Origin of the sequence: Lysobacter sp. CA196 (assembly GCF_052078695.1) — a bacterium.
Lineage (GTDB): Bacteria > Pseudomonadota > Gammaproteobacteria > Xanthomonadales > Xanthomonadaceae > Lysobacter.
In genome coordinates this window covers 89,380-108,338 of the sequence record NZ_JBQJIN010000013.1, presented here as the reverse complement: position 1 = coordinate 108,338, position 18,959 = coordinate 89,380, and the positions used below count along the sequence as shown (strand labels likewise).

The window sequence follows — 18,959 nt, the reverse complement described above, 5'->3', positions numbered from 1 at the left end:
GAGGCTAGAATGCCTGAGATGGCTTATCTGGGACTGTTCCTCACCGCGTTCGTCGCCGCCACCTTGCTGCCTGCGCAATCGGAAACCGTGCTGGCCGGAATGGTCGTGTCCGGTTATACGCCATGGCGGCTGGTGCTGGTGGCCAGCGTCGGCAACGTGCTCGGCTCGACCGTCAACTGGTGGCTCGGGCGCGAAGCGGTACGTTTCAGCCATCACCGATTTTTCCCGGTCAAGCCCGCGGCGTTGGCGCGGGCCCGCGCCTGGTACGGCCGTTTCGGCAGGTGGACGCTGCTGTTGAGCTGGTTGCCGATCGTGGGCGACCCGCTGACGCTCGCCGCCGGGGTCATGCGCGAGCGCCTGAGGGTGTTTTTGCCGATGGTGAGCGTCGCCAAGACTGCGCGTTACCTCGTGCTGGCGATCGTCGTCATGCGCTATGCCTGAGTGCGTCGACGGCCGCCCGGGCGTTGCTGCGATGCTGCCTGGATGCATGGACGGTACTTGTCGACGGCCTGCCGGGTCGTGTCCGCAGCCGATTCGGAATACCGCACCGCGCCGGGCCACACGGCAGCGGTTCGTCCGCCATGCAACCAAAAGCTCTCGGTGTGCATCTACCACTGTCAAGACCCACGCGACAGTCTCGGCTCGCTCAAGTGGGGCTTGTACAATGCGCCCATGAGGTGCTGAAGCAGCCTTATCGGCCGCTGCGGCATCTGTCTTGTCCTTAGGTTTCGCTGCCCGCGCGCGCGGGGTTCGGCCAGGACGAGGGCGGTCGCCGCGCTCGTCGCCGAACTTCATCAACACAGGGATGTACGCATGGCCGGCTCTATCGCGTTGATGCTGTCGAAGACCGGCGGTCCGCCGTTCCACGGCTCGGTCGGCTACGTCAACGACACGATCGGTACGATCCTGGCCCGGCATCGCTGGCGAGTGCGCGCATTCGAGCCGCCGCGCAGCGATCTCGGCGAAGAAGCCATGCTGCCGTTCGCGTTGAGCGCTCGCCTGGCCGCGCTGGATGCCTGCTCGGCGCCGGACGTGGCCCTGTTCGACGGCGCCGGCACCTCGATCCGTACACCGAGCCGCGGTTGGTCGCGGCGCAATCTGATGCTGTACCACGGCCTGGCCTTCGGCACCGGGGTGTGGATGACCTCGCGCGACATCGACCTGCATTGCGCGAACTCGCCTTATCTCGAACGCACTCTGCACGCGACCTTCGCCTTTCCCAACTGGCACCGCCGCAGCTGTCTCAACCCGCACGGCATGCGCGCCCTGACCAGCCTGCAACTGCCCGTGCCCTGCGTCGAAAGCCCCGATGGCCACCCCGGTTTCGGCTACGGCGCCGATATCCCGCCGCAGATCCTGCGCCGGTTCGAAGGCGGCCTGATCTGGGGGCATGCCTTGCAGCCGGGCAAGCAGGACTGGTTCGCCACTTTGAGCGTGATGTACTGGCTCAACGAATTGCGCGGCGGCCCCAGCGCGAAGGGCATCAAGCTGTTGGTATCGGAATCGTCGCTGACGCTCGATGCCCGCCGGGCGATGGACGCGATGCTGGCCGGGAGCGGCCGCTCCTGCGACGACTACTTCGTGCCGGTGCCGAATCTCAACCAGCGTGCCTTGTTCCGGCTGATGCGGGCCAGTCATTTCGCCCTGGCTTATAACCGCTTTCCCGAGCCGTTCGGTTTCTACGTGCTGGAGTCGGTGCACAACGGCTGCCCGGTCTATACCAATGGTGTCGGCAACAACCGTTTCCTGCTGCCGCCCGCGAACGGCATCACCGTGCTGGAAACGCCGGCGATGGCGGCGCAGGCCGACGGCCGGCAAGACCCGGCGGCGTACCGCTGCGTCGCCGAACGCATCCTCGGCGACCTCGGCCAGCGCGATGCGATCGCCGGGCAATGCCGGCGCGGGGCCGCGCTCATCGACGAGCGGTGGTCGGTCGAGGCGTTCGAGCGTAGCCTGCTGGCGGCGTTGGATCGCCTGGAGCATCCCTTGCCGCCGGAGCCGGATTTCGAAACCCTGCAGGTGCAACTGAGCCCGCTGGTGCGTAGTCTGGACCCGAGCGGTCGCAGCCTGAACGACTATGCGAGCACCACGCTGCGGCCGGAGACGGTCGCGCTGGCGACGCAGTTGCTGGGGCAGCGTTGCGCCGACCTGGCTTCGGACGAAATGGAACGCATCGAGGCCGAGCATCGTCTGTTCGCCGGCGGTCTGCTGACTTTGGCGGTTGCTCCGGGTCCAGCCTGCCCTGATCCAACTTGATCTGATTTAATTTGATCTGACCCAACTCGATCCGTTCCAGCTTGTCCTACCGCTCCGGTTTCGTCCCCAAACTGATCCTCCTGCCGCAGACATGCCCACTTCCCTGATCGTTGTCGACGACTTCTTCGAGCACGCGAACGGGCTGCGCGATGCAGCGCTGCGCCTGACCTATCCGGATCAGCAGGGCGCGTTCCCGGGGCGTAATTCGCTGGAACGGATCGAGCTGGACGGGTTGGCCCCGTACGTGTCCAGCATCGTCGGCGAGCGGCTCAAGGCGATCTCGCCCCTGGGGTCGCATGCGAAATTCCGCGTCACCCTGGGCTCGGACCTGGGCCGCGGCAAAGTTCATGTCGACCCCGGTTATTGGTCCGGCGTGCTCTACCTCAGCCGTCCCGAGGACTGCCGCGGCGGCACCGATTTCTTCCGTCATCGCCGCACCAACACCGATCGCCGCCCGATGAACGAGCGCGAGCTGGCCGAGTTGGGTTATTCCTCGATCGACGAAGCCCATCAGGACATCATCGAGCGCGACGGCCTCGACGACAGTTGCTGGGAAACCACGATGACCGTGCCGATGCGCTTCAATCGCCTGATCCTGCTGCGGCCGTGGCTGTGGCATACCGCCGGCGCGGGCTTCGGCGACAGCCTGCAGAACGGCCGCTTGGTGTACCTGATGTTCTTCGAGGCGGCATGAGCCGTTGACGGTAAGACGCGGTTCCTGGGCGTCTTGTTGCGGTTCGTCGACATCGTCGAGTGACCGCCGAGCGAGGCGAGAGCACCGGCCCGATGCCGGCTCCCATCGGGAGTATCCAACGCTCGCTGCCCCGCGCATCGATCGTCGCGGGGCGCGTGCCGGGCAGCGCCTTTACTGGTCGCCTTCCTTCTTGCTGCCCTTGAGCAGGGCGACGATGGCCATCGCGTGGCCTTGCCCGAGTTCGAAGTCCTGCTTGAGCCAGGCGATGATCTCGCCGGCCTTGACGCCCGGCTTCAGGCCCTTGGCGTCGGCGAAGCCCTTGCTTTTGGCGAGCGCGCGAAACTGGGCCGGGGTCTTGCCGGTCTTGGTCTGGATGTTGTCGAGATAGGCCTGGAAGGACATCGATGCGGCTCCTGGAGTGGTGGTCGGGGCGGTCGGTTTTCGCCCTTGTACCCACTCGACGAACGAGGCGCCGACGAATCGACACGATCCAGAACAAAAAAGCGAAGGGCGCCGGCAGCGCCCCTCGCGATCCCGGCGGCGGCAGAGGCCGCCGGCCCTGGCGCGTGCCGGGCCGATGCTAAAATGCCGGTCTTTCCATCACGCACCAGAGCGAGCGACGCGATGACCGCACCAGCCTTCTACCCGATCGGCACGCCCGGACAACCCTGGGGCGCGGCGGAAATCGCCGAATGGCGTTCCAGCCAGGTCCGTCATCGCAGCTACCAGGCCGACGTGGTGAGCGCGATCGAGCGTCTGCGCTCGCGTTTCGACGTGGTCGAGTACGGCCGCCTCGACTACGCCCCCGACAGTTACCCGCTGTTCGCGATCAAGAGCCGCGACTGGCAGGACGGTTTGCCCTGCATGCTCGTCACCGGCGGGGTGCACGGTTACGAAACCAGCGGCGTGCACGGCGCGCTGGAATTCGTCGAGCGCCATGCCGCCGACTATGCCGGCCGCGCCAATCTGCTGGTCGCGCCCTGCGTCAGCCCCTGGGCCTACGAACGCATCCACCGCTGGAACGTCGATGCGATCGACCCGAACCGCTCGTTCCGCGACGGCAGCCCGGCCGAGGAATCGGCGGCGCTGATGCGCCTGGTCGCGCCGCTGCGCACCGAGGTGTCGGTGCACATCGACCTGCACGAAACCACCGACAGCGACGAGTCGGAGTTTCGCCCGGCCTTGGCCGCGCGCGACGGCAAGCCCTACGAACCGGGGGAAATCCCCGATGGCTTCTATCTGGTCGGCGACAGCGAAGACCCGCAGCCCGAGTTCCAGCAGGCGGTGATCGCCGCGGTCGAGAAAGTCACCCATATCGCCCCGGCCGACGCCCAGGGCGAGATCATCGGCGCGACCGTGGTCGCGCACGGGGTGATCAATTACCCGGTCAAATCGCTCGGCCTCTGCGCCGGCATCACCGATGCCCGCTATCGCACCACGACCGAGGTCTATCCGGACAGCCCGCGCGCCACCCCGGAGCAGTGCAATGCCGCGCAGGCGGCGGCGGTGTGCGCGGCCATCGATTTCGCTTTGGCCCGCCAGGCCTGAGCGCCATGGCGCCGGTCCAGGCCGGCGTTGCCAATCCCAACGGCGGCCCTCCGGGGCGGCCTCATGTAGGTAGGGCCTGAGCGGCTCTGGGCCGGCCTGTCCCGGCCATGCATCGATCTTCGCGGGCGTGTCGATTTCCGCCCCGCCGGTTCGTCGTTCTGACAGGAGCGGGTTGTAAGCGCCGGATTCCCGGCCGCCGCGCTCCATCGATGCGACCACCAGGAGACCTGCATGCGCTTTCTTTCGATGATCCGGATCAACGAGGCCACTTGCCAACCGCCCAGCGAACAACTGCTGGCCGACATGGGCAAGTTGATGGAAGAAATGACCAAGGCCGGGGTGTTGATCGGTACCGCCGGTCTCACCCCGAGTTCCGATGGCGTACGCCTGCGGCTGCGCGCCGGCAAGATCACCGCCACCGACGGCCCCTTCACCGAAAGCAAGGAAGTGATCGGCGGCTATGCCTTGCTGGAGGCGGCCTCGAAGGAGGAGGCGATCGCGCATACGCGCCGTTTCCTGGCGGTCCACGGCGATGCCTGGGACATCGAATGCGAATTGCGCCAGTTGCAACCCGATGGCGAGTGCGGCGGCGAGCCCATTCGAGTCAACTGACTGAAGTCGATTGATTCCAGTCGATTGATTCCAGTCGATTGATTCACCGCGACTGAGCCGCTGCAACCGAAGCGGGCGCCGAGCGCGATCAGTGACCCTCGTCGCCGCTGAGGATTACCCGCACGCCGCGTACTTCGTCGGCGGACGCCTCGCGCGGCGCCGTGTCCGCGCGGGTGATGCGGATCCGCAGGCGCAGCGGCGCGTCGCGAACCGCATCGGCGGGCAGCGGCAGGGTATAGGTGCCGGCACCGCGACCGGGACGGATGGCGTGGGGCGAGATCACCCCCAGCCTCCGGCCCGTATCGCTGCTCACTTCGACCTCGTGCCCGCTGGGGAGCGCGCCCAACTCCACTTCGAGGAAGGCGCGCTCGCCGGGTTTGGGCGCATGTGGAAGCGTCAGGCTCGTGTAATCGCGGCTCGCCGCGCACCCGCCCTGCGCGATCAGCAGGGCGAGTGCGAGAACGACGGCGACGAGGCCGCGAGACATGCCCGATCAGCCGCCCGAGGTGATCGAAACGCCCTTGACCGGAACCGGGTCGGCCGGTTGCGGGCCCGAGGGCACCAGGCGGATGTTCAGGCGTGCGCTGGCGCCTTCGGCGGTGGAGAAGGCCTGCAAGGTCTTGCGCAAAGGCACCGCGAACGTGGCCGAGTGCGACATCGCCATGTTCGGCATGGTCGGGCCGAAGAAGGCGATGGTGCCGGCGTAGTAGGGGCTGCTCGCATCGACCCGGCCGACGTCGGCGGGCGCGTTGACCAGCACGTCGAATTCGCGCGCGAGCGCCAATCCGTCCGGACGATCCAGGGTGACTTCGGCGATCAACGGCGCCGGCAAGGCGTCGGCCAGATGGCGCTTCACCAACGCCGCCGGCAAGGTCACCGAGGCCGCATTCGCTTCGACCGTGCCCTTGATCGATCCGAACCGTTCCGCCGACGCCTGCAATTTCGGCCGCGTCGGCAGTTCGCTGCCATAGCCCGGGCCGTAGTCGTAGTCGAAGGCGGTTGTGCTGACGTAGTCGCCGGCCTTGCTGGGGCCGACGAAGCCGCCGTCGCCGTCGACGTAGAACAGGAAGGGCTCGTTCATGAAGGTGTTCAGATCGCTGCCGGTCGGCAGGATCGGCAGGCCGGCCAGGAACTGTTTCTGCGTCCACAGATACCACAGGCGGTCCATGTTCGAGTGGTGCAGGAAGAAAATCGGGTCCACCGGCGACAGGAAGTTGGTCATGTTGCCGTAGGGGCCCGGGTCGATCGGGCCGACCCCGCCGATGTAGTTGTGCACCTTGTTGTGCGGGAAGCCTTCGAGCATAGAGAACTTGGTCGCACCGTCGGGCTGGACCAGATGGGTGGCGGTCTTAGAGCTGGTGAAGCTGTTGCTGATCGTGGAATCGTAGAACAGGGTCGGCGCCAACCCGGAATCGATGACGTGCGGGGAGACGTCGTAGGTCGTCTTCTCGTCGAGCTTGGGATTGGACCGCGACAGATAGCGCGCCGCGCAGGTAACCACGAAGGCCTGGTTGCCCGAGATGCCGGTCTTCTGCGCCGTGCTGTAGCCGGTGACGTCGTTCCAGAGGTCGCCGAATTCCGGGTAGCCGCGCGACTGCAACTGTGTGCGTTGTGCGGACGACAACGAGTCCCAGTACTTGGCGAGCGAGGGCTTGATGAAGGAAGTGAACTTGGCCAGGTTGCCGGTATACGGCGAATAGGCGCCGTCGACCGGGGTGAGGACGCCGTCGAACATGCCCGAGGGGATTTCCGGATGGCGGGTCCAGTCCCAGAACGGCATGGCGAAATCCGGATCGTTGCTGAGCTTGCGGATGGCGCGTTCGAAATAGCCCACGTAGCCCCGGTGCCAGACGTAGAACCACCAGTTGCCGTGCGGGCAATCGAGGAAATGGGTGAAGGCGTTGCGGAACCAATTGTGCGGATGCTCGGCCGGCAGCTTGAGCATGGCTTCGATGCCGCGCGCATAGCTGACCAGCATCTTCTGGCCTTCCGGGGTGGCGACGTCGTAACGACGATAGCGCGCGGCCTTGGCCGGCGCTTCGGCGCCGGCGGCGAGGGCCGAGCCGAACGGCAGCATCGAGCTGCCGAGTGCGGCGGCGGTGGTGGTCAGAAATTCGCGGCGTGTGTAGCGCATCCTGCAGTCCTCCTGGTTCGTGGGCGATTTGTAATCCGCTGCGTGATCTGCTGAGCGCTTGCCGCCGCTTCTTCCTGTCGCGTCGATGCCGCTCGGCTTGGACCTCGACGGGCGTCGAGCACCGTGCGCGCGGCGTGCATCTTCGAAGTCGGCGGCTATACGGTCAGGGAACGATGCAGAACGCCGGCACCGCCGATACCGCCGGTCGATGCAGCGCTTATCCGTGGATGGACGCAGTGAGGGGAGCCGGGCGGCCAGGCCGATGACGAAGTCGGGCCCGCGGTCGCAGTTTCGAGCGGGCGCCGGACACGGGTCGTCGCGATGCGGTCTTTCGCACAGGCGCGGCTTTGCCGTTGGGCGAACAACAGGCCGGCCGGCTCCGACATGCGGTTCAGGCTTCCGGCCTCGCGACTGCCCGCACAGGTGTAGGATGCAGTCGGTAAGCCGTTCCAATCGCGCGTTTCGCCCGACCGATCCTTGATCGCTCGCTTCGCTCCCTTTCACGCGTCATCGCCCTGATCCAGGGGGACGCCCACTTGGGAGCGGCCCGTGCCGGGCTATACCACTCGTCAACTCGCACTGACCGTAGGCGGCGACGCCTGGGGTCTGCGTGTGCTGAGCGACCTGCAGCAGTTCAGCGATCCCGACGGCCACGGCGAACGCCTGGGCATTTCCGCTGCGCAATGGAGCCTGTTCGGGCAGGTCTGGCCGGCCGGGCAATTGCTGGCGCAGGCCATGCACCGTTTCGCCATACGCGGCCAACGCATCCTCGAACTCGGTTGCGGGATCGGCCTGGCCAGCCTGGTGTTGCAGCGGCGCGGGGCGAATATCGTCGCCAGCGACGTGCATCCGCTGACCGAACCCTTCCTGGCCTATAACGCCGCGCTGAATCAATTGCCGGCGGTGCACTATCGGCACCTGCGTTGGGACACGCCGCTGCCCACGCTGGGCCGCTTCGACCTGATCATCGCCAGCGACGTGCTGTACGAGCGCGACCAGGCCGAAGTGATCGGCGAAGTCATCGCCCGTCACGCCTTCGACGATGCGCAGGTGCTGATCACCGACCCCGGCCGCGGCAACAGCGCGCGCTTTACCCGCTTGATGCTCGCCCAGGGTTACTCGGTCGAAGAACGGCGCTGCCCGATGAACGACACCGACGAGCCGCCGCATCGCGGCAGGTTGTTGCATTACAGCCGCGGCACGGGTGCGACGCGCGGCGAATTCCAGGTTTAAGTCACGCCAGGCAGACGATCGGCATAAGCCGATCGCCTCGGCGAGGGCTGGCTACCGATTCACCGCCGGTCCGTTGACCCCGACATAGCCGTTCGCGCAGCCGGTCGTGCAGGTGGTCGCCAGCATGTTGGAGACGATGCGGCCGGCGTTGGTCTTGGAGCGGAAGTGGCCGACGCCGTTGCTGGTGTCGCCGCCGCCGGCGTTGTAGGGGCTGCCGTCGCTCCAGTCCCAATCGTAGGCATAGGCGGTGCTGCCTACGCCGATGTCCACTTGCGCCTTGACGTTGCTCGCGGCATTGAACAAGGCGCCGCTGCTGCAGCCGGCCGAGTAGCTGGTGGTAAAGCACTGCACTTGGTCGTGCAGGCCGGCGGTGATGGTGTAGAAGGCGATGCCGCTGTACATGGCCGGCATCGCGCGCAGGCTGTTGTTGCCGCTGCCGGTCCAACGGTTGTAGCCGTAATAGGCGACGCCGCTGCTCGGGTACAGGCCGAAGGTGTAGTAGTCGTACGGAAAGACGTAGGCCTCGGCGTTGCAGGTCGGTGCGTACGGCGATTGGTAGCCGGTGCTGAGGCAGGTCTGCAGGCCGCGCAATCCGCCGCCGATGTTGACGAAGCGGCGGACGTTGGCCTGATAGCCGTAGTAGCGCAGCATCGCCAGCGACATCGACGCGCCCAGCGAATGGGTGACGATGTCGACCTGGCTGCGGCCGGTGTAGGCTCTGACCTTGTCGATGAAGGTCTTGAGGATCTGGTACTTCGCCGGCTGGTGATAGTTGTACTGCGGGGAGCTGCGCTCCTCCGCATCGAGGTAGGTCACGCCGAACAGTTCGCAGTCGTTATAGCCGCGCGCCTTGAGTTCGTCGTACATCGAATGGGTCGGCGTGGCGTAACCGGTCACTGTCGCAGGCGGCATGTCGAAGCTGAGCGCGCTGTCGCCGTTGCCGGAGACGAATACGACCGGTGTGCGCGTGGCGATGCAGTCGCCGCCGCCGAACCCGCCGCTGCCGACGCCGGGGCTGAACCCTCCCGCGTACTGCGATGCCGTGCCCAGGCAGGTGTAGCCGTTGTTGCTGCCGCAATCCAGCGCCAGCGCGGTGGAGGGGGCGAGCAGCGAAACCGCGGCCAGCATCGGCAGCAAGGCCGCCAGGGCCATGCCGGAAGCGCGGGTGGAATCGAAAACGGAATCGGATGGACCGAGGCGAACCCACTTCAGCGTAGTGCGGAGCATGAGCGCTTCCCTCCCCAGGGTGTCGGTGCGACGGCGACGGACGCCGGATCGGGCCGATGCTGGACCCATGCGCCGGGCTTGGGTATTGCACCAAAGGGCAAAGGGAATGCGGTTTCGGGACCAGTCGGCCCGGATTAATGCGACGGGTAAGCGCGACGAGTAGGCGCGACGGTTTGGGGGTAACGGCCTTGGCCGAGGCGTCGGCCAAGCCAGACCAGACCAAGCCAGGCGAATAAAAACGCAAAGCCCGCATCGGGCGGGCTTTGCGTTCTGTAGCGAGGTCTTGGCCGAGCGTTCGCCGCTTCGGTCGATCAGTCGTCGTTGCGTTTGCGGTCTTTGTCGTCGTCGCGGGTGGTCCGGCTTTCGGCGCGGACCTTGGCGGCGGTGGATTGCTCGGCGCCGAAGGAATTGCGGGTATCGACGTCGGCATCCTGTTGCAGCTTGGCGCGGGCGGCGGTGTCCTGGCCGAAAGTCGATTGGGTCTCGTGGGTGGTGCGCACGCGGGTATCGGCCTTGACCTTGGCGTCGATGCGTCGATCCTGAACGCGCGTGTCGCGGTCGTCGTGCTCGTGTTCGGCCCTGGCATCTATGGATTGCTGCGCGCCGAAGCCGGTGCGGGTGTCGTGGTCGGCGTTACGCAGTTCTTGCGCACGCTGGCTGGTATCGCGGCCGAAGCTGCCATGGTCCATGGATTGCACTGGCGAAGTTGCGCGATTCAGGGTTTGGCCTACGCCTGCCGGCGGGCCACCGCCACCACCGCGTCCCTGCGCGAATACCGTCGGTGCGGCCAGACAAGCGGCGACGCCGAGGATGAGAAGGGCTTTATGGCTCATGACGTTCTCCTACGAAAACCGTCGCAGCTCGCGACGCTCAGACCGTAGTTCCGCTCGTCTGCACCGCTACTGAATTCGTCGGATTCAGGATTTTCGATATTGCGTTAAGCATCGGCAGCTAGGTTGCTGCGGTCGATTCGACGGCCGCGTTCGTTGTCGAACGAGCGCAGCGACTTGGTATCGCTGCGCTCGTCCCTTCGGCCCGATTCAGTGCGGACGCATCGGGCCCTTCATTGCTACGCTGCTCAGAACCACATGCTCAGAACCGCTCGCTTAGAACCGCTCGCTTAGAGCTGCTCGCTTAGAGCTGCGCGTTCAGAACTGCAGACTCCACGAGTCGATCTTGCCCACGTCGATGCGGGCGTTGTCGTTGACCAGCAGCTTCCAGGTGCCGTTGGCCGCTTCGCTGGAGGCGTTCACGGTGTAGGTCTTGACGATGTTGTCGGCGCTGCCGCCGCTGCGGTTGTGCAGGTTGTAGCGGGTGCCGTCCGGCGCCACCAGATCCACGCGCAGGTCGCCGATGAAGGTGTGTTTGATGTCCACCGCCACCTTCAGCGTGGCCGGCGCGTTGCCGGAGAGGCCGCTGACGACGATGGGGCTTTCCACGCTCCGCAGGTCGAGGATCGGATAGTCGCCGGCGTTTTCGAAGAAGGTCTTGCCGCTGACCGCGACCTGCTTGCTGACGCTGTGGCTGGCGCCGTCGTTGTCGGTCACGGTCAGGGTGACGGTGTAGCTGCCGTTCTGGAGATAGGTGTGTTCGGGATGGGGCTGGGTCGATTGGCTACCGTCGCCGAAGTCCCACAGATGCGAGGCGATGACGCCGTCGCGATCGCTCGAGGCGTCGGTGAAGCTCACCTTGAGATCGGCGGCGACCAGCGTGAAGTCGGCGGTCGGCGGGTACAGCACCTTGAGTTCGTCGGCGCCGATGTCGACCGTGCGCACGCCATCGCCGTTGCCGTCGATCACGCGCTTTTCGCCATCGATGTCGGTCTCGGGCAGGAAGTCGGCGGTGGCGCCGGCATCGACCGCGGGCGAGCCGGTGGCGATGTGGTAGTTGCCGGTCGTCGGGCTGACGAGCAGCGGGTCCGCCGACAGGTTGCCGTTGACGCCGGTCTGGTCGGTCACGCCGACGTAGTTGCTGGTGTTGTCGAACACGAGGTTGTTCTTGAACAGCGGGTTATTCGCCGCCGAACCGTTGGTGATCTCGAAGCCGACCGCATTGCCCGCCAGGATGTTGTTCTGGTACAGGTGCAAGGTCGAGTTGACCTGGGCGCTGACCTTGATGCCGGTGCGGTTGCCGACGATGGTGTTGTTGGACACCTGCGGGCTGTTGCCGGTCGGCAGGGTCATGGTGATCGCCCGGCAGGGGTTGTTGAGGATAAGGTTGTTGACGATGTCGGGCGAGGAGCCGTTGACGAAGGTGATCACGCCGGACAAATGCTGGGTGTCGCAGCTGTTGTTGCGGAAGATATTGCGCTCGATCAGCGCCGAGGAGCCGTTGCCGCCGATGGCCGCGCCGTAGCCGCCGCTGGTCTGGGTGTTGGTGTCGAAGATGTTGCCGACGATGCTCGGCGAGGCGGCGAGGATGTCGATGCCGGCGCCGAAGCTGGCGCGGCCGTTCTTGATGGTGAAGCCTTCCAGGCGCGCGGCCGGGCCTTCGCCGCTGTCGAAGACCAGCACGTTGCCGTTGTTGGTGCCGTCGATGATGGTCGTCGCCGGGCCGCCTTCGCTGACCACGGCGATAGCTTTGCCGTCGTAGTTGAGGTGTTCGGCGTAGCTGCCGGGCGAGACCAGCACGGTGTCGCCGGCGACCGCGGCGTTGATGGCGGCCTGGATGGTCGGGTAGTCGGCCGGTACCCGCAGGGTGGTCTGCGCGGCCGCGGGCAGCGCCAGCGACAGCGCCATCGATGCGAGGACGGTTTTCTTCAAATGCGTATGCTTCATACCTGCTCCTTGGTGTGATGATCGGGGTCGAGCGAAAAACCGTCGTGCGCGGCTTCGCGAGCGGACACGCCCCGGACCCGCGCTTAGCGGGTGTGGGCATGCGCGTTTCGAAACGATCGAGAAGACCCCGGGCGACGGCGACAGGGCCGGAGAGCGGATCGCTGCTGCCCGGAGCCATGTCCTCGTGCACTGTAAGGCAGGGGCGTCGCAGGGGATGAGCCGGTGGTCCTGCGCTCGCGACCGATTCCATCGTCGCTTCCGTGATGGCGGCGCGGTCGCTGTGGTTGCGCGGTCGCGGCTCGCGCCGCTCCTACCCCTGGGGGGCGTTGCTAACGTGAAACCACAAAAAAGCCGGGCTCCACCGGAGCCCGGCTTGGTTTGCGTTTGGCACTCGGTGGTGCGGTCGCTTAGTTCGCGGCGCGGCACTTGCTCAGCTTGAGGCCCTGCACGACGGTGCCGACCTGGCCTTCGTTGGTGCACTCGAACACCAGGGTCGAGGATTTCTGGAACGGCTGGATCTCGTTGCCTTCGAACTTGGCCTTCAGCGCTTCCTGCTCGGGGACTTCGAAGGCGGTGTCGAACATCGCGCCGTCTTCGGCGATCGCGCCGAAGTAGGTACCGCCGGGCTCCGAACCCATGCGCATCAGTTGTCCGGAGAAGGCCAGACGGCGCCCGTCGTACTTCTTGCCCGCGGCCTCGGGGTTCGCGGCGTATTCGGCGGCGATTTCGTTGTAGCTCAGCACGGTGGTCTGTGCATGGGCGGAAAGAGCGCAGAGCCCCAGGACGGCCATGGCCGCGAGGGCCGCCGGTCGAACATGCATATCGATCACCTTCGTATGTGGGCGGCCAGGCTCGATAAGAATGTCGGTGCTGTCAAGTTTCGTGCGGCACCGACTCGGTACAGGCGGCAGTCTCGGCGACCGCGTAATAGCGGGCCAGGCGCACGTCCAGGGTCAGCGCATCGGGCCGGTAGGGACGCATTTCGCCGCAGTGGCGCACCGCGGCCAGCTCGAAGCGTTCGAGCACGCTCGGATGCAGCGGTGCGCCGCGGACTTCGATCCGCGACTTGGTCTTCCAGCCGAAGCGCAGCCCCTGCGGGACCCAGTCCGGGTAGCGCTCGCGCAGGCGCTGGATCTCGCAATGCTGCATGCCGGCAGCCGACGGAAACAGGCGCAGGCGGCCGTGGTCGATCAGCACCGGATGCGGCAGTTCCGCGGTCTGTTCGACCATCCACGACAGGGCGATATCGGACAGCCGCGATTCGTCCTCCTCGTAGCTGCCGCCGATGTCGGAATGGCAGCCGGCGAACCAGACCTGGCGCAGCCATTCCGGCTCGCCCGGTTCGTGCGGCACGTGCTGGCCTTTCACGCCCCATTCGACGCGAGCGAAGTCGGCGCGGCGTTCGTCGATGGACAGCGCATGGCGCGCATAGCGGACGCGGCGACCGAGCAGGCGATCGTAGAAGCCCGAGCGCCAACCGGCGAAATGCCAGTGGAAATCGCCCGGGTTCGGGAAATCGCGGATCGAGCGGTAATGCTGTTTGAACAATTGATAGACGCCGGCCAGGATCAGCGCGCCGAGGTAGGGGACGATATAGCGCCCCAGGCCGAACCCGTACAAGGCCGCGCACGGTGCGAGGATGGTCAGGGCGACCAGCAGCGAGACCATGACCCAGCGCAACAGGCCCTTGGCGCCGAGTGCGGCGACGGTGTCGAACACGCCGATGAAATACGGAGGCACGTTCGACTGGCCTTCGACATCGGAGCCGTACTTGAGCCGGAAGCGCCGGGCTTGCTCTTCGCGTTCGGCCAGGTACTTGCCGCGGTCCTTGCCGGCGCCGTGTTCGTAGACCTGCAACACGGCCTCGCGCGCGATCCGCATCAGGCCGCGACCGTAGCGCGGGATCGGCTTGCCGTCCGCGCCGTGAGTGGGCACGCCGCACAGATTGAGCACGCCGCCGACGCAGCGGGCGGTGTAGGCGCCGCGGCTGAAACCGAACAGATAGATGCGGTCGCCGGGCTCGTAGTGTTTGAGGATCGCCGCATAGCATTCGACGATGTTGGTGCTGATGCCGGTGCCCATCGCCGAGCTGAAGAACTTGCGCAGCATGCGCAGCAAGCGCAGGTGGACGTGGCCGGCATCGGCGTCGGTGCCCAGGCCGGCATCGTAGAAGGCGACCTGTTCGGCCGGGTCGATCGGGCTCTCGGGCCCGTTGCGGGTGGCCCGGTACAGCTTGTAGACGTTGCTCAGGCGCTGGTCCGGTCGCAGCCCGCCGGCCTGCCCGGTGCCGTCGGCGAAGATGAGGATGTTTTTCGATCGGTCCGCGGCCGGCATCGCGATCTTCCCTGAAGCCTGTGGCTATGGGTAGGCAACGCGGATCGGCGCCGATTTCGGCCAAGGGTTCGCGGGAAGATCGGCTGGGGCGCAGCGGCTTGCGTCCGCGCCGGAGCTGCGATTGCCGAGCGTACGAACGAACGGGGCCGGCCGCTGCCCCGGCAGCCCCGGCCTCGCGTTGGCGCTACTACCGGATCACTGCCCGGCGGCGTCCTTTGCCAGCGGACGGACGTACTCGAGCAGGCTTGCCAGGACCTTGCCGGGTTCCTCCCACTGGATCATGTGCGAGGAGCGCTCGAACCAAACGCCGCGCTTGTACGGCGCCTTGACCTGGGCCAGCCAGTCTGCGGTCGGTTGCGACGGTGTGGTGTAGTCGTGGCGGCCCATGAACATCACCACCGGGATCGGGAACTCGCGGATCTTGCTGAAGTCGATGGTGACGAACTCGGGCAGCACCCGGCCCAGGCTGAATTCGTTGCCTTTGTCGACGGCGGCGCGGTCGCAGTCGTCATATTCGGGCGACAGCAGCGGCGCCCGGTAGAAGAACAGCGACTCGTCGCGGTACGCGGTCATGCCGCCGTAGTACTGCGACCATTTGCGCGCGGCGATGATGCGTTCGCGGGTGATCGGCTGGTCGCCGGGGTAAGGCGCGATGGCTTCCATCTCCTTGACCGCCTCGGTGTTGCCGTGGGCCTTGGCCTGTTGCAGGCCGTAATCGAAGCTGATGCGTTCGTTTTCGCGCACGTTGATGGCCTGACCGATGCCGAGATAGGCGTAGAACAGATCCGGCCGCTTCAGCGCCGCGGTCATCGCGACGATGGTGCCCCAGCTGTGCCCGGCCAGCACGACTTTGCGCTTGCCGTAGCGCTTGCGTACGTACTCGGCGATCTCGATGGCGTCGTCGGCGTAGCGCGCGACTTGCAGGGTGCCGGCATAGGCTTTGGGATCTTGCGAGGCGAAAGTCTTGCCGGCGCCGCGCTGGTCCCAGTTGACCACGGTGAAGAATTCCTCGATGGGGCGCTGGAACTGCCACATGGTCGGGATCAGCGGCGAAGCCGGGCCGCCGTGGGCGAACAGCAGGATCGGGTTGTCCTTGTCCTGGCCGCGCACGTTGATCCACTGGTCGATGCCGCCGATGCGCACCGCATAGGCTTCCTGGACTCCGTTCGGGGCGACGATGCGGCTGAGGTCCTTGACCACGGCGCGGGCACGGTCGTAGTCCGAGGTGTTCTTGCATTCCTCGGCCGTGGCGAGGCCGGGGAGGGACAGCAACAGGGCGAACAGGACGGGCATCGTCTTCATAGGCGGCTTCCGGATCGGTGATCGACAAGGCGGAGCAGCGAGGCTGGATCGGTGGCGGTTCGGCCTGGCGACGGCCCGGCCGACTCGTTGCGTGCTCTCGTTGCGTGGTGCAAGTGATGCGGCGATGACGGAAACGGTTGCAGCGACGGCGGCGTTGAAGCGGGGGGGCGGTGCCGGCAACGCTCAGGCGTGGCCGGGCTTATCCACGGGCCGATGTTGGCCGATGCCAGGAGGCTTCATGAGCGTATCGAAGCGCCCGGCAGGGAGATCGGCCAGGTTCGGTCAGCCGGGACGGATCGTCGCGTCCGCACGGACAGGGCGATGCGAGAAGCGGGGTCGGAGACTTCTAGCGGTGATAGCGGTCTCCGACCCGGTTCTTGCTCGGAAGTGTTGCATTCGGCCTAGGGAACATAATTGCAGGTGACGCTCACCGCACTTTGAGCGGCGGAGAACTGCATGTCGTTCGGGGTGGCGGTGCGGCTGGTCCAACTGTCGTTCTTGTAGTCGTAGATGGCGTCGAGATATACGGCATCGTCCACGCCGAATTTGATGACGGCGCTGGCGCTGAGAGTGACGGTGAAGCTCTTTCGTTCCTGGCCCAGCGTATAGCTTTGATTGATGACGCCTTCGGAATAGATGGTCCACTCCTGGTCGGCTCGGGTGCCGTTGTAGATAAAAAGGGTCTTGTTTCTGGACATCGGACGCTCCACTCGGCGATCGCGGAAAGGCTGGACGACGCTGCAAGGCTCATCAACGCCATGCAGCGACGCGTGGACGGACGCGAGGCGGCAACCCCTCGACCGTTGCCTGTTGGAACGTGGGGAGAGCACGCGCGTGAACCCGGCCGGGACCGGCGTGCGGTCCGCTTCACTGAGAAGGCGTGCTGGAGGTGGCGCGTTTGTGCCGACTCGCGTTACTCCGCGCGATCAGTAATCTTTCAGTTCGCCGAGCGGGATGCGTTGGATGTGCGTGCGCGGCTCGACGCCGCTGTCGCGGTAGTCGTCGGCGGCGCTTTCGTAGGTCACCCAGACTTCGTTGTCGATGACGTTGATGCCTTCGGCGTAATGGTCGAGGCGGTAGACGGTCTGCGCATCACGGGCCGCTTCGAGCTGGAAATTCCGGCCGTTGCCGGTGAACTGCTGGAACACCAGGTCGCGCGGCGAATCGTCCTTGCCGCCGAAAGAAGTGCTGAAGAGCAGACCGCGGTCGGTCACCGTCACGCCCTGGGCGTAGTAGGGCGTTTCGACCGGGTCGCTGGGGTTGACGAACTCGCCCTCGGGGCCGATATCGAAACGCACCAGGCTGGGCTTGCCGTCGTAGTCCTGCTTGGCCTGATCCGAGCCGTACCCGTCCGGGTCGACCGCGAACTGGCCGACATAGGCCTTGCCGTCCTTGACGGTCAGATAGCTGGCGTTGCTGCCTTCCGGCATGCGGTTGATCCACACCGGCTCGACCGAGCCCCCGTCCTGGGCCGCATCGATGTCTTCGCGCCGATAGACGTAGACCGATTCCGTATCGGCCAGGTACACGAACTTGCCGTCGGTGGCCACGCCGCCGCCTTTGTCCGGGGCGATCGCGCACAGGTTCTCAGCGCTGCCGCCGTCGAGCTTGACGTGCTTGACCTCGGGGCCGCCGTCCTTGTTCTGGATCGACAACAGGACGCCGTCGTCCTTGTTGTAGTAGGTCGTCAGGACTTGCTGGCGCTGGGCATCGTAGCCCTGGCCTTGGGGGATGAACTCGCCGACGTGGATCAGTTCCGGGCCGTCGGGCAGGGAGGGCCGGGGCCGCTCGTGGGCGCCGAGAGCCACCCGCGGAACCGGGACGCTGCCGCCGCTGCCGGAGACGTGCATGGGAAACCTCCTCTCGCCGAAAGGGCACTGCCGACCGACACTCTAGGCCGCGCACGCCTTAGGTACAGCTAGGGTTGGCCCTAGCGAAACGCGATCTTCACTGCGGTTTCTTGATACGGGTCGTATAACCCGCCAGGATTCATGCCCGATCCGCCGGTTCTCGGGGCGGGCACGACGACATGACGACGGGAGATGCGAAATGGAAACGCAGGAACTGTACCGCGGCCGTTTGATCGATCACATCCAACTGGTGGTCCGCGATATCGAGGCGAGCCGGAAGTTCTACACCGCGGTCTTCGCCGCCTTGAAGGTGCCGATAGCCGGTAGCGGCGACGATCATTTCTGGGCCGACGAGCTGTTCGTGTCCACTGCCGACAGCCCCGCGGCGCAGGGCAGCCTGACCGGGCGTCATCACCTCGCATTCCAGGCGCAGGATTGGGCCATGGTCGACGCTTTCCACCGCGCCGCGATGACCAACGGCGGCATGGACAACGGCGCACCCGGAGGCCGCGACTATCACCCCGGCTATTACGCCGCGTTCGTGCTGGACCCGGACGGCAACAACATCGAGGCGGTGTATCACGGCGAAGCAGAGCGCAGCGCACCGGCGGTGAAGATCACGTTCTGATGCGCGCAAGCCGGTTGGCTGCAGCAGCAACAGCAAATCCCCCTGGCTTCCCTTTTCCAAAGGGGGGAATAGCGGGTCGTCACGGCAGGACGATCGCAGCATCGAAGCGGAACCCGGTTTCCCAACTGGAAAAATCCGTGCGCGCTGGCGATGAATGCGCGCTCATGCAGTGCGGCGCACGTCGCTCGATGCAGTTTTCAAGCAGCGCAAATAGTGCATCGTGAATGCGGTGTAATGTGCTTTGTTCGCAGCGCGCGTGCCGTCGATTCTCCATCGATGAAACTTCGATACGCGACTGACATCGAATAACTCCGCAGCGACTCGCTGGCATATGACGATTCGAAATGAAGGAAGTGCAGGGCCA

18 protein-coding genes are annotated in these 18,959 nt (G+C 65.8%); 7 read left to right on the top strand and 11 right to left on the bottom strand.

What is annotated here, in order from left to right; translation table 11 throughout:
* The first annotated feature begins 18 nt into the window (after positions 1 to 18).
* The 3 genes from ACTOWK_RS13515 to ACTOWK_RS13505 all read left to right on the top strand — a co-directional run bounded on the left by ACTOWK_RS13515 (position 19) and on the right by ACTOWK_RS13505 (position 2,950).
* Entirely contained in the window at positions 19 to 441 is a 423-nt protein-coding gene (locus ACTOWK_RS13515; RefSeq protein ID WP_441330710.1) for a YqaA family protein, read from the top strand.
* A 372-nt stretch (positions 442 to 813) separates the two neighbouring features.
* On the top strand, positions 814 to 2,256 hold the full coding sequence (locus ACTOWK_RS13510) for a glycosyltransferase (RefSeq protein WP_441330677.1): 1,443 nt from the start codon (positions 814 to 816) through the stop codon (positions 2,254 to 2,256).
* 91 nt (positions 2,257 to 2,347) lie between these two features.
* Positions 2,348 to 2,950 carry a DUF6445 family protein gene (locus ACTOWK_RS13505; protein ID WP_441330676.1) on the top strand — a complete coding sequence of 201 codons (603 nt, stop codon included), beginning with the start codon at positions 2,348 to 2,350 and terminating at the stop codon, positions 2,948 to 2,950.
* A gap of 171 nt (positions 2,951 to 3,121) precedes the next feature.
* On the opposite strand, the gene ACTOWK_RS13500 is transcribed toward ACTOWK_RS13505, so the two are convergent.
* Positions 3,122 to 3,352, bottom strand: a complete 231-nt coding sequence (locus tag ACTOWK_RS13500; protein WP_441330675.1) for a DUF4287 domain-containing protein — start codon at positions 3,350 to 3,352, stop codon at positions 3,122 to 3,124.
* Positions 3,353 to 3,574: 222 nt separating this feature from the next.
* Here ACTOWK_RS13500 and ACTOWK_RS13495 point away from each other — a divergent pair, with 222 nt between their 5' ends.
* Both ACTOWK_RS13495 and ACTOWK_RS13490 read left to right on the top strand, forming a co-directional pair.
* Positions 3,575 to 4,498: a M14 family metallopeptidase gene (locus tag ACTOWK_RS13495; RefSeq protein WP_441330674.1), complete on the top strand. Its 924-nt coding sequence runs from the start codon at positions 3,575 to 3,577 to the stop codon at positions 4,496 to 4,498.
* Positions 4,499 to 4,729: 231 nt separating this feature from the next.
* On the top strand, positions 4,730 to 5,110 hold the full coding sequence (locus ACTOWK_RS13490) for a YciI family protein (protein WP_441330673.1): 381 nt from the start codon (positions 4,730 to 4,732) through the stop codon (positions 5,108 to 5,110).
* A gap of 88 nt (positions 5,111 to 5,198) precedes the next feature.
* Here the strand turns inward: ACTOWK_RS13490 and ACTOWK_RS13485 are convergent, their stop codons facing one another.
* Positions 5,199 to 5,597, bottom strand: coding sequence for a hypothetical protein (locus tag ACTOWK_RS13485; RefSeq protein WP_441330672.1), 399 nt, complete (start codon positions 5,595 to 5,597; stop codon positions 5,199 to 5,201).
* Between the two features lie 6 nt (positions 5,598 to 5,603).
* Positions 5,604 to 7,244 carry a tyrosinase family protein gene (locus ACTOWK_RS13480; protein ID WP_441330671.1) on the bottom strand — a complete coding sequence of 547 codons (1,641 nt, stop codon included), beginning with the start codon at positions 7,242 to 7,244 and terminating at the stop codon, positions 5,604 to 5,606.
* Positions 7,245 to 7,793: 549 nt separating this feature from the next.
* On the opposite strand from ACTOWK_RS13480, the gene ACTOWK_RS13475 reads away from it, so the two are divergent.
* Positions 7,794 to 8,477 carry a class I SAM-dependent methyltransferase gene (locus ACTOWK_RS13475; protein ID WP_441330670.1) on the top strand — a complete coding sequence of 228 codons (684 nt, stop codon included), beginning with the start codon at positions 7,794 to 7,796 and terminating at the stop codon, positions 8,475 to 8,477.
* A 51-nt stretch (positions 8,478 to 8,528) separates the two neighbouring features.
* Here the strand turns inward: ACTOWK_RS13475 and phaZ7 are convergent, their stop codons facing one another.
* The 8 genes from phaZ7 to ACTOWK_RS13435 all read right to left on the bottom strand — a co-directional run bounded on the left by phaZ7 (position 8,529) and on the right by ACTOWK_RS13435 (position 17,967).
* Positions 8,529 to 9,704: an extracellular native short-chain-length polyhydroxyalkanoate depolymerase PhaZ7 gene (phaZ7, locus tag ACTOWK_RS13470; RefSeq protein WP_441330669.1), complete on the bottom strand. Its 1,176-nt coding sequence runs from the start codon at positions 9,702 to 9,704 to the stop codon at positions 8,529 to 8,531.
* Positions 9,705 to 10,015: 311 nt separating this feature from the next.
* Positions 10,016 to 10,393, bottom strand: a complete 378-nt coding sequence (locus ACTOWK_RS13465) for a hypothetical protein (RefSeq protein WP_441330668.1) — start codon at positions 10,391 to 10,393, stop codon at positions 10,016 to 10,018.
* A 459-nt stretch (positions 10,394 to 10,852) separates the two neighbouring features.
* The gene (locus ACTOWK_RS13460; protein ID WP_441330667.1) at positions 10,853 to 12,481 is read right to left on the bottom strand and encodes a proprotein convertase P-domain-containing protein; all 1,629 of its coding nucleotides are present in this window, start codon (positions 12,479 to 12,481) and stop codon (positions 10,853 to 10,855) included.
* Between the two features lie 407 nt (positions 12,482 to 12,888).
* Positions 12,889 to 13,302, bottom strand: coding sequence for a hypothetical protein (locus ACTOWK_RS13455; protein ID WP_441330666.1), 414 nt, complete (start codon positions 13,300 to 13,302; stop codon positions 12,889 to 12,891).
* 52 nt (positions 13,303 to 13,354) lie between these two features.
* The gene (locus ACTOWK_RS13450) at positions 13,355 to 14,815 is read right to left on the bottom strand and encodes a DUF2235 domain-containing protein (RefSeq protein ID WP_441330665.1); all 1,461 of its coding nucleotides are present in this window, start codon (positions 14,813 to 14,815) and stop codon (positions 13,355 to 13,357) included.
* 195 nt (positions 14,816 to 15,010) lie between these two features.
* Positions 15,011 to 16,117 (bottom strand): alpha/beta fold hydrolase, encoded by a 1,107-nt coding sequence (locus ACTOWK_RS13445; RefSeq protein WP_441330664.1) that lies wholly within the window; start codon positions 16,115 to 16,117, stop codon positions 15,011 to 15,013.
* A 401-nt stretch (positions 16,118 to 16,518) separates the two neighbouring features.
* Entirely contained in the window at positions 16,519 to 16,815 is a 297-nt protein-coding gene (locus tag ACTOWK_RS13440) for a hypothetical protein (protein WP_441330663.1), read from the bottom strand.
* 228 nt (positions 16,816 to 17,043) lie between these two features.
* Positions 17,044 to 17,967 (bottom strand): hypothetical protein, encoded by a 924-nt coding sequence (locus ACTOWK_RS13435; RefSeq protein ID WP_441330662.1) that lies wholly within the window; start codon positions 17,965 to 17,967, stop codon positions 17,044 to 17,046.
* A 199-nt stretch (positions 17,968 to 18,166) separates the two neighbouring features.
* Between ACTOWK_RS13435 and ACTOWK_RS13430 the strand changes: the two genes are divergently transcribed.
* Complete coding sequence (locus ACTOWK_RS13430) at positions 18,167 to 18,595, top strand: VOC family protein (protein ID WP_441330661.1); 429 nt, start codon at positions 18,167 to 18,169, stop codon at positions 18,593 to 18,595.
* Positions 18,596 to 18,959 lie beyond the last annotated feature (364 nt).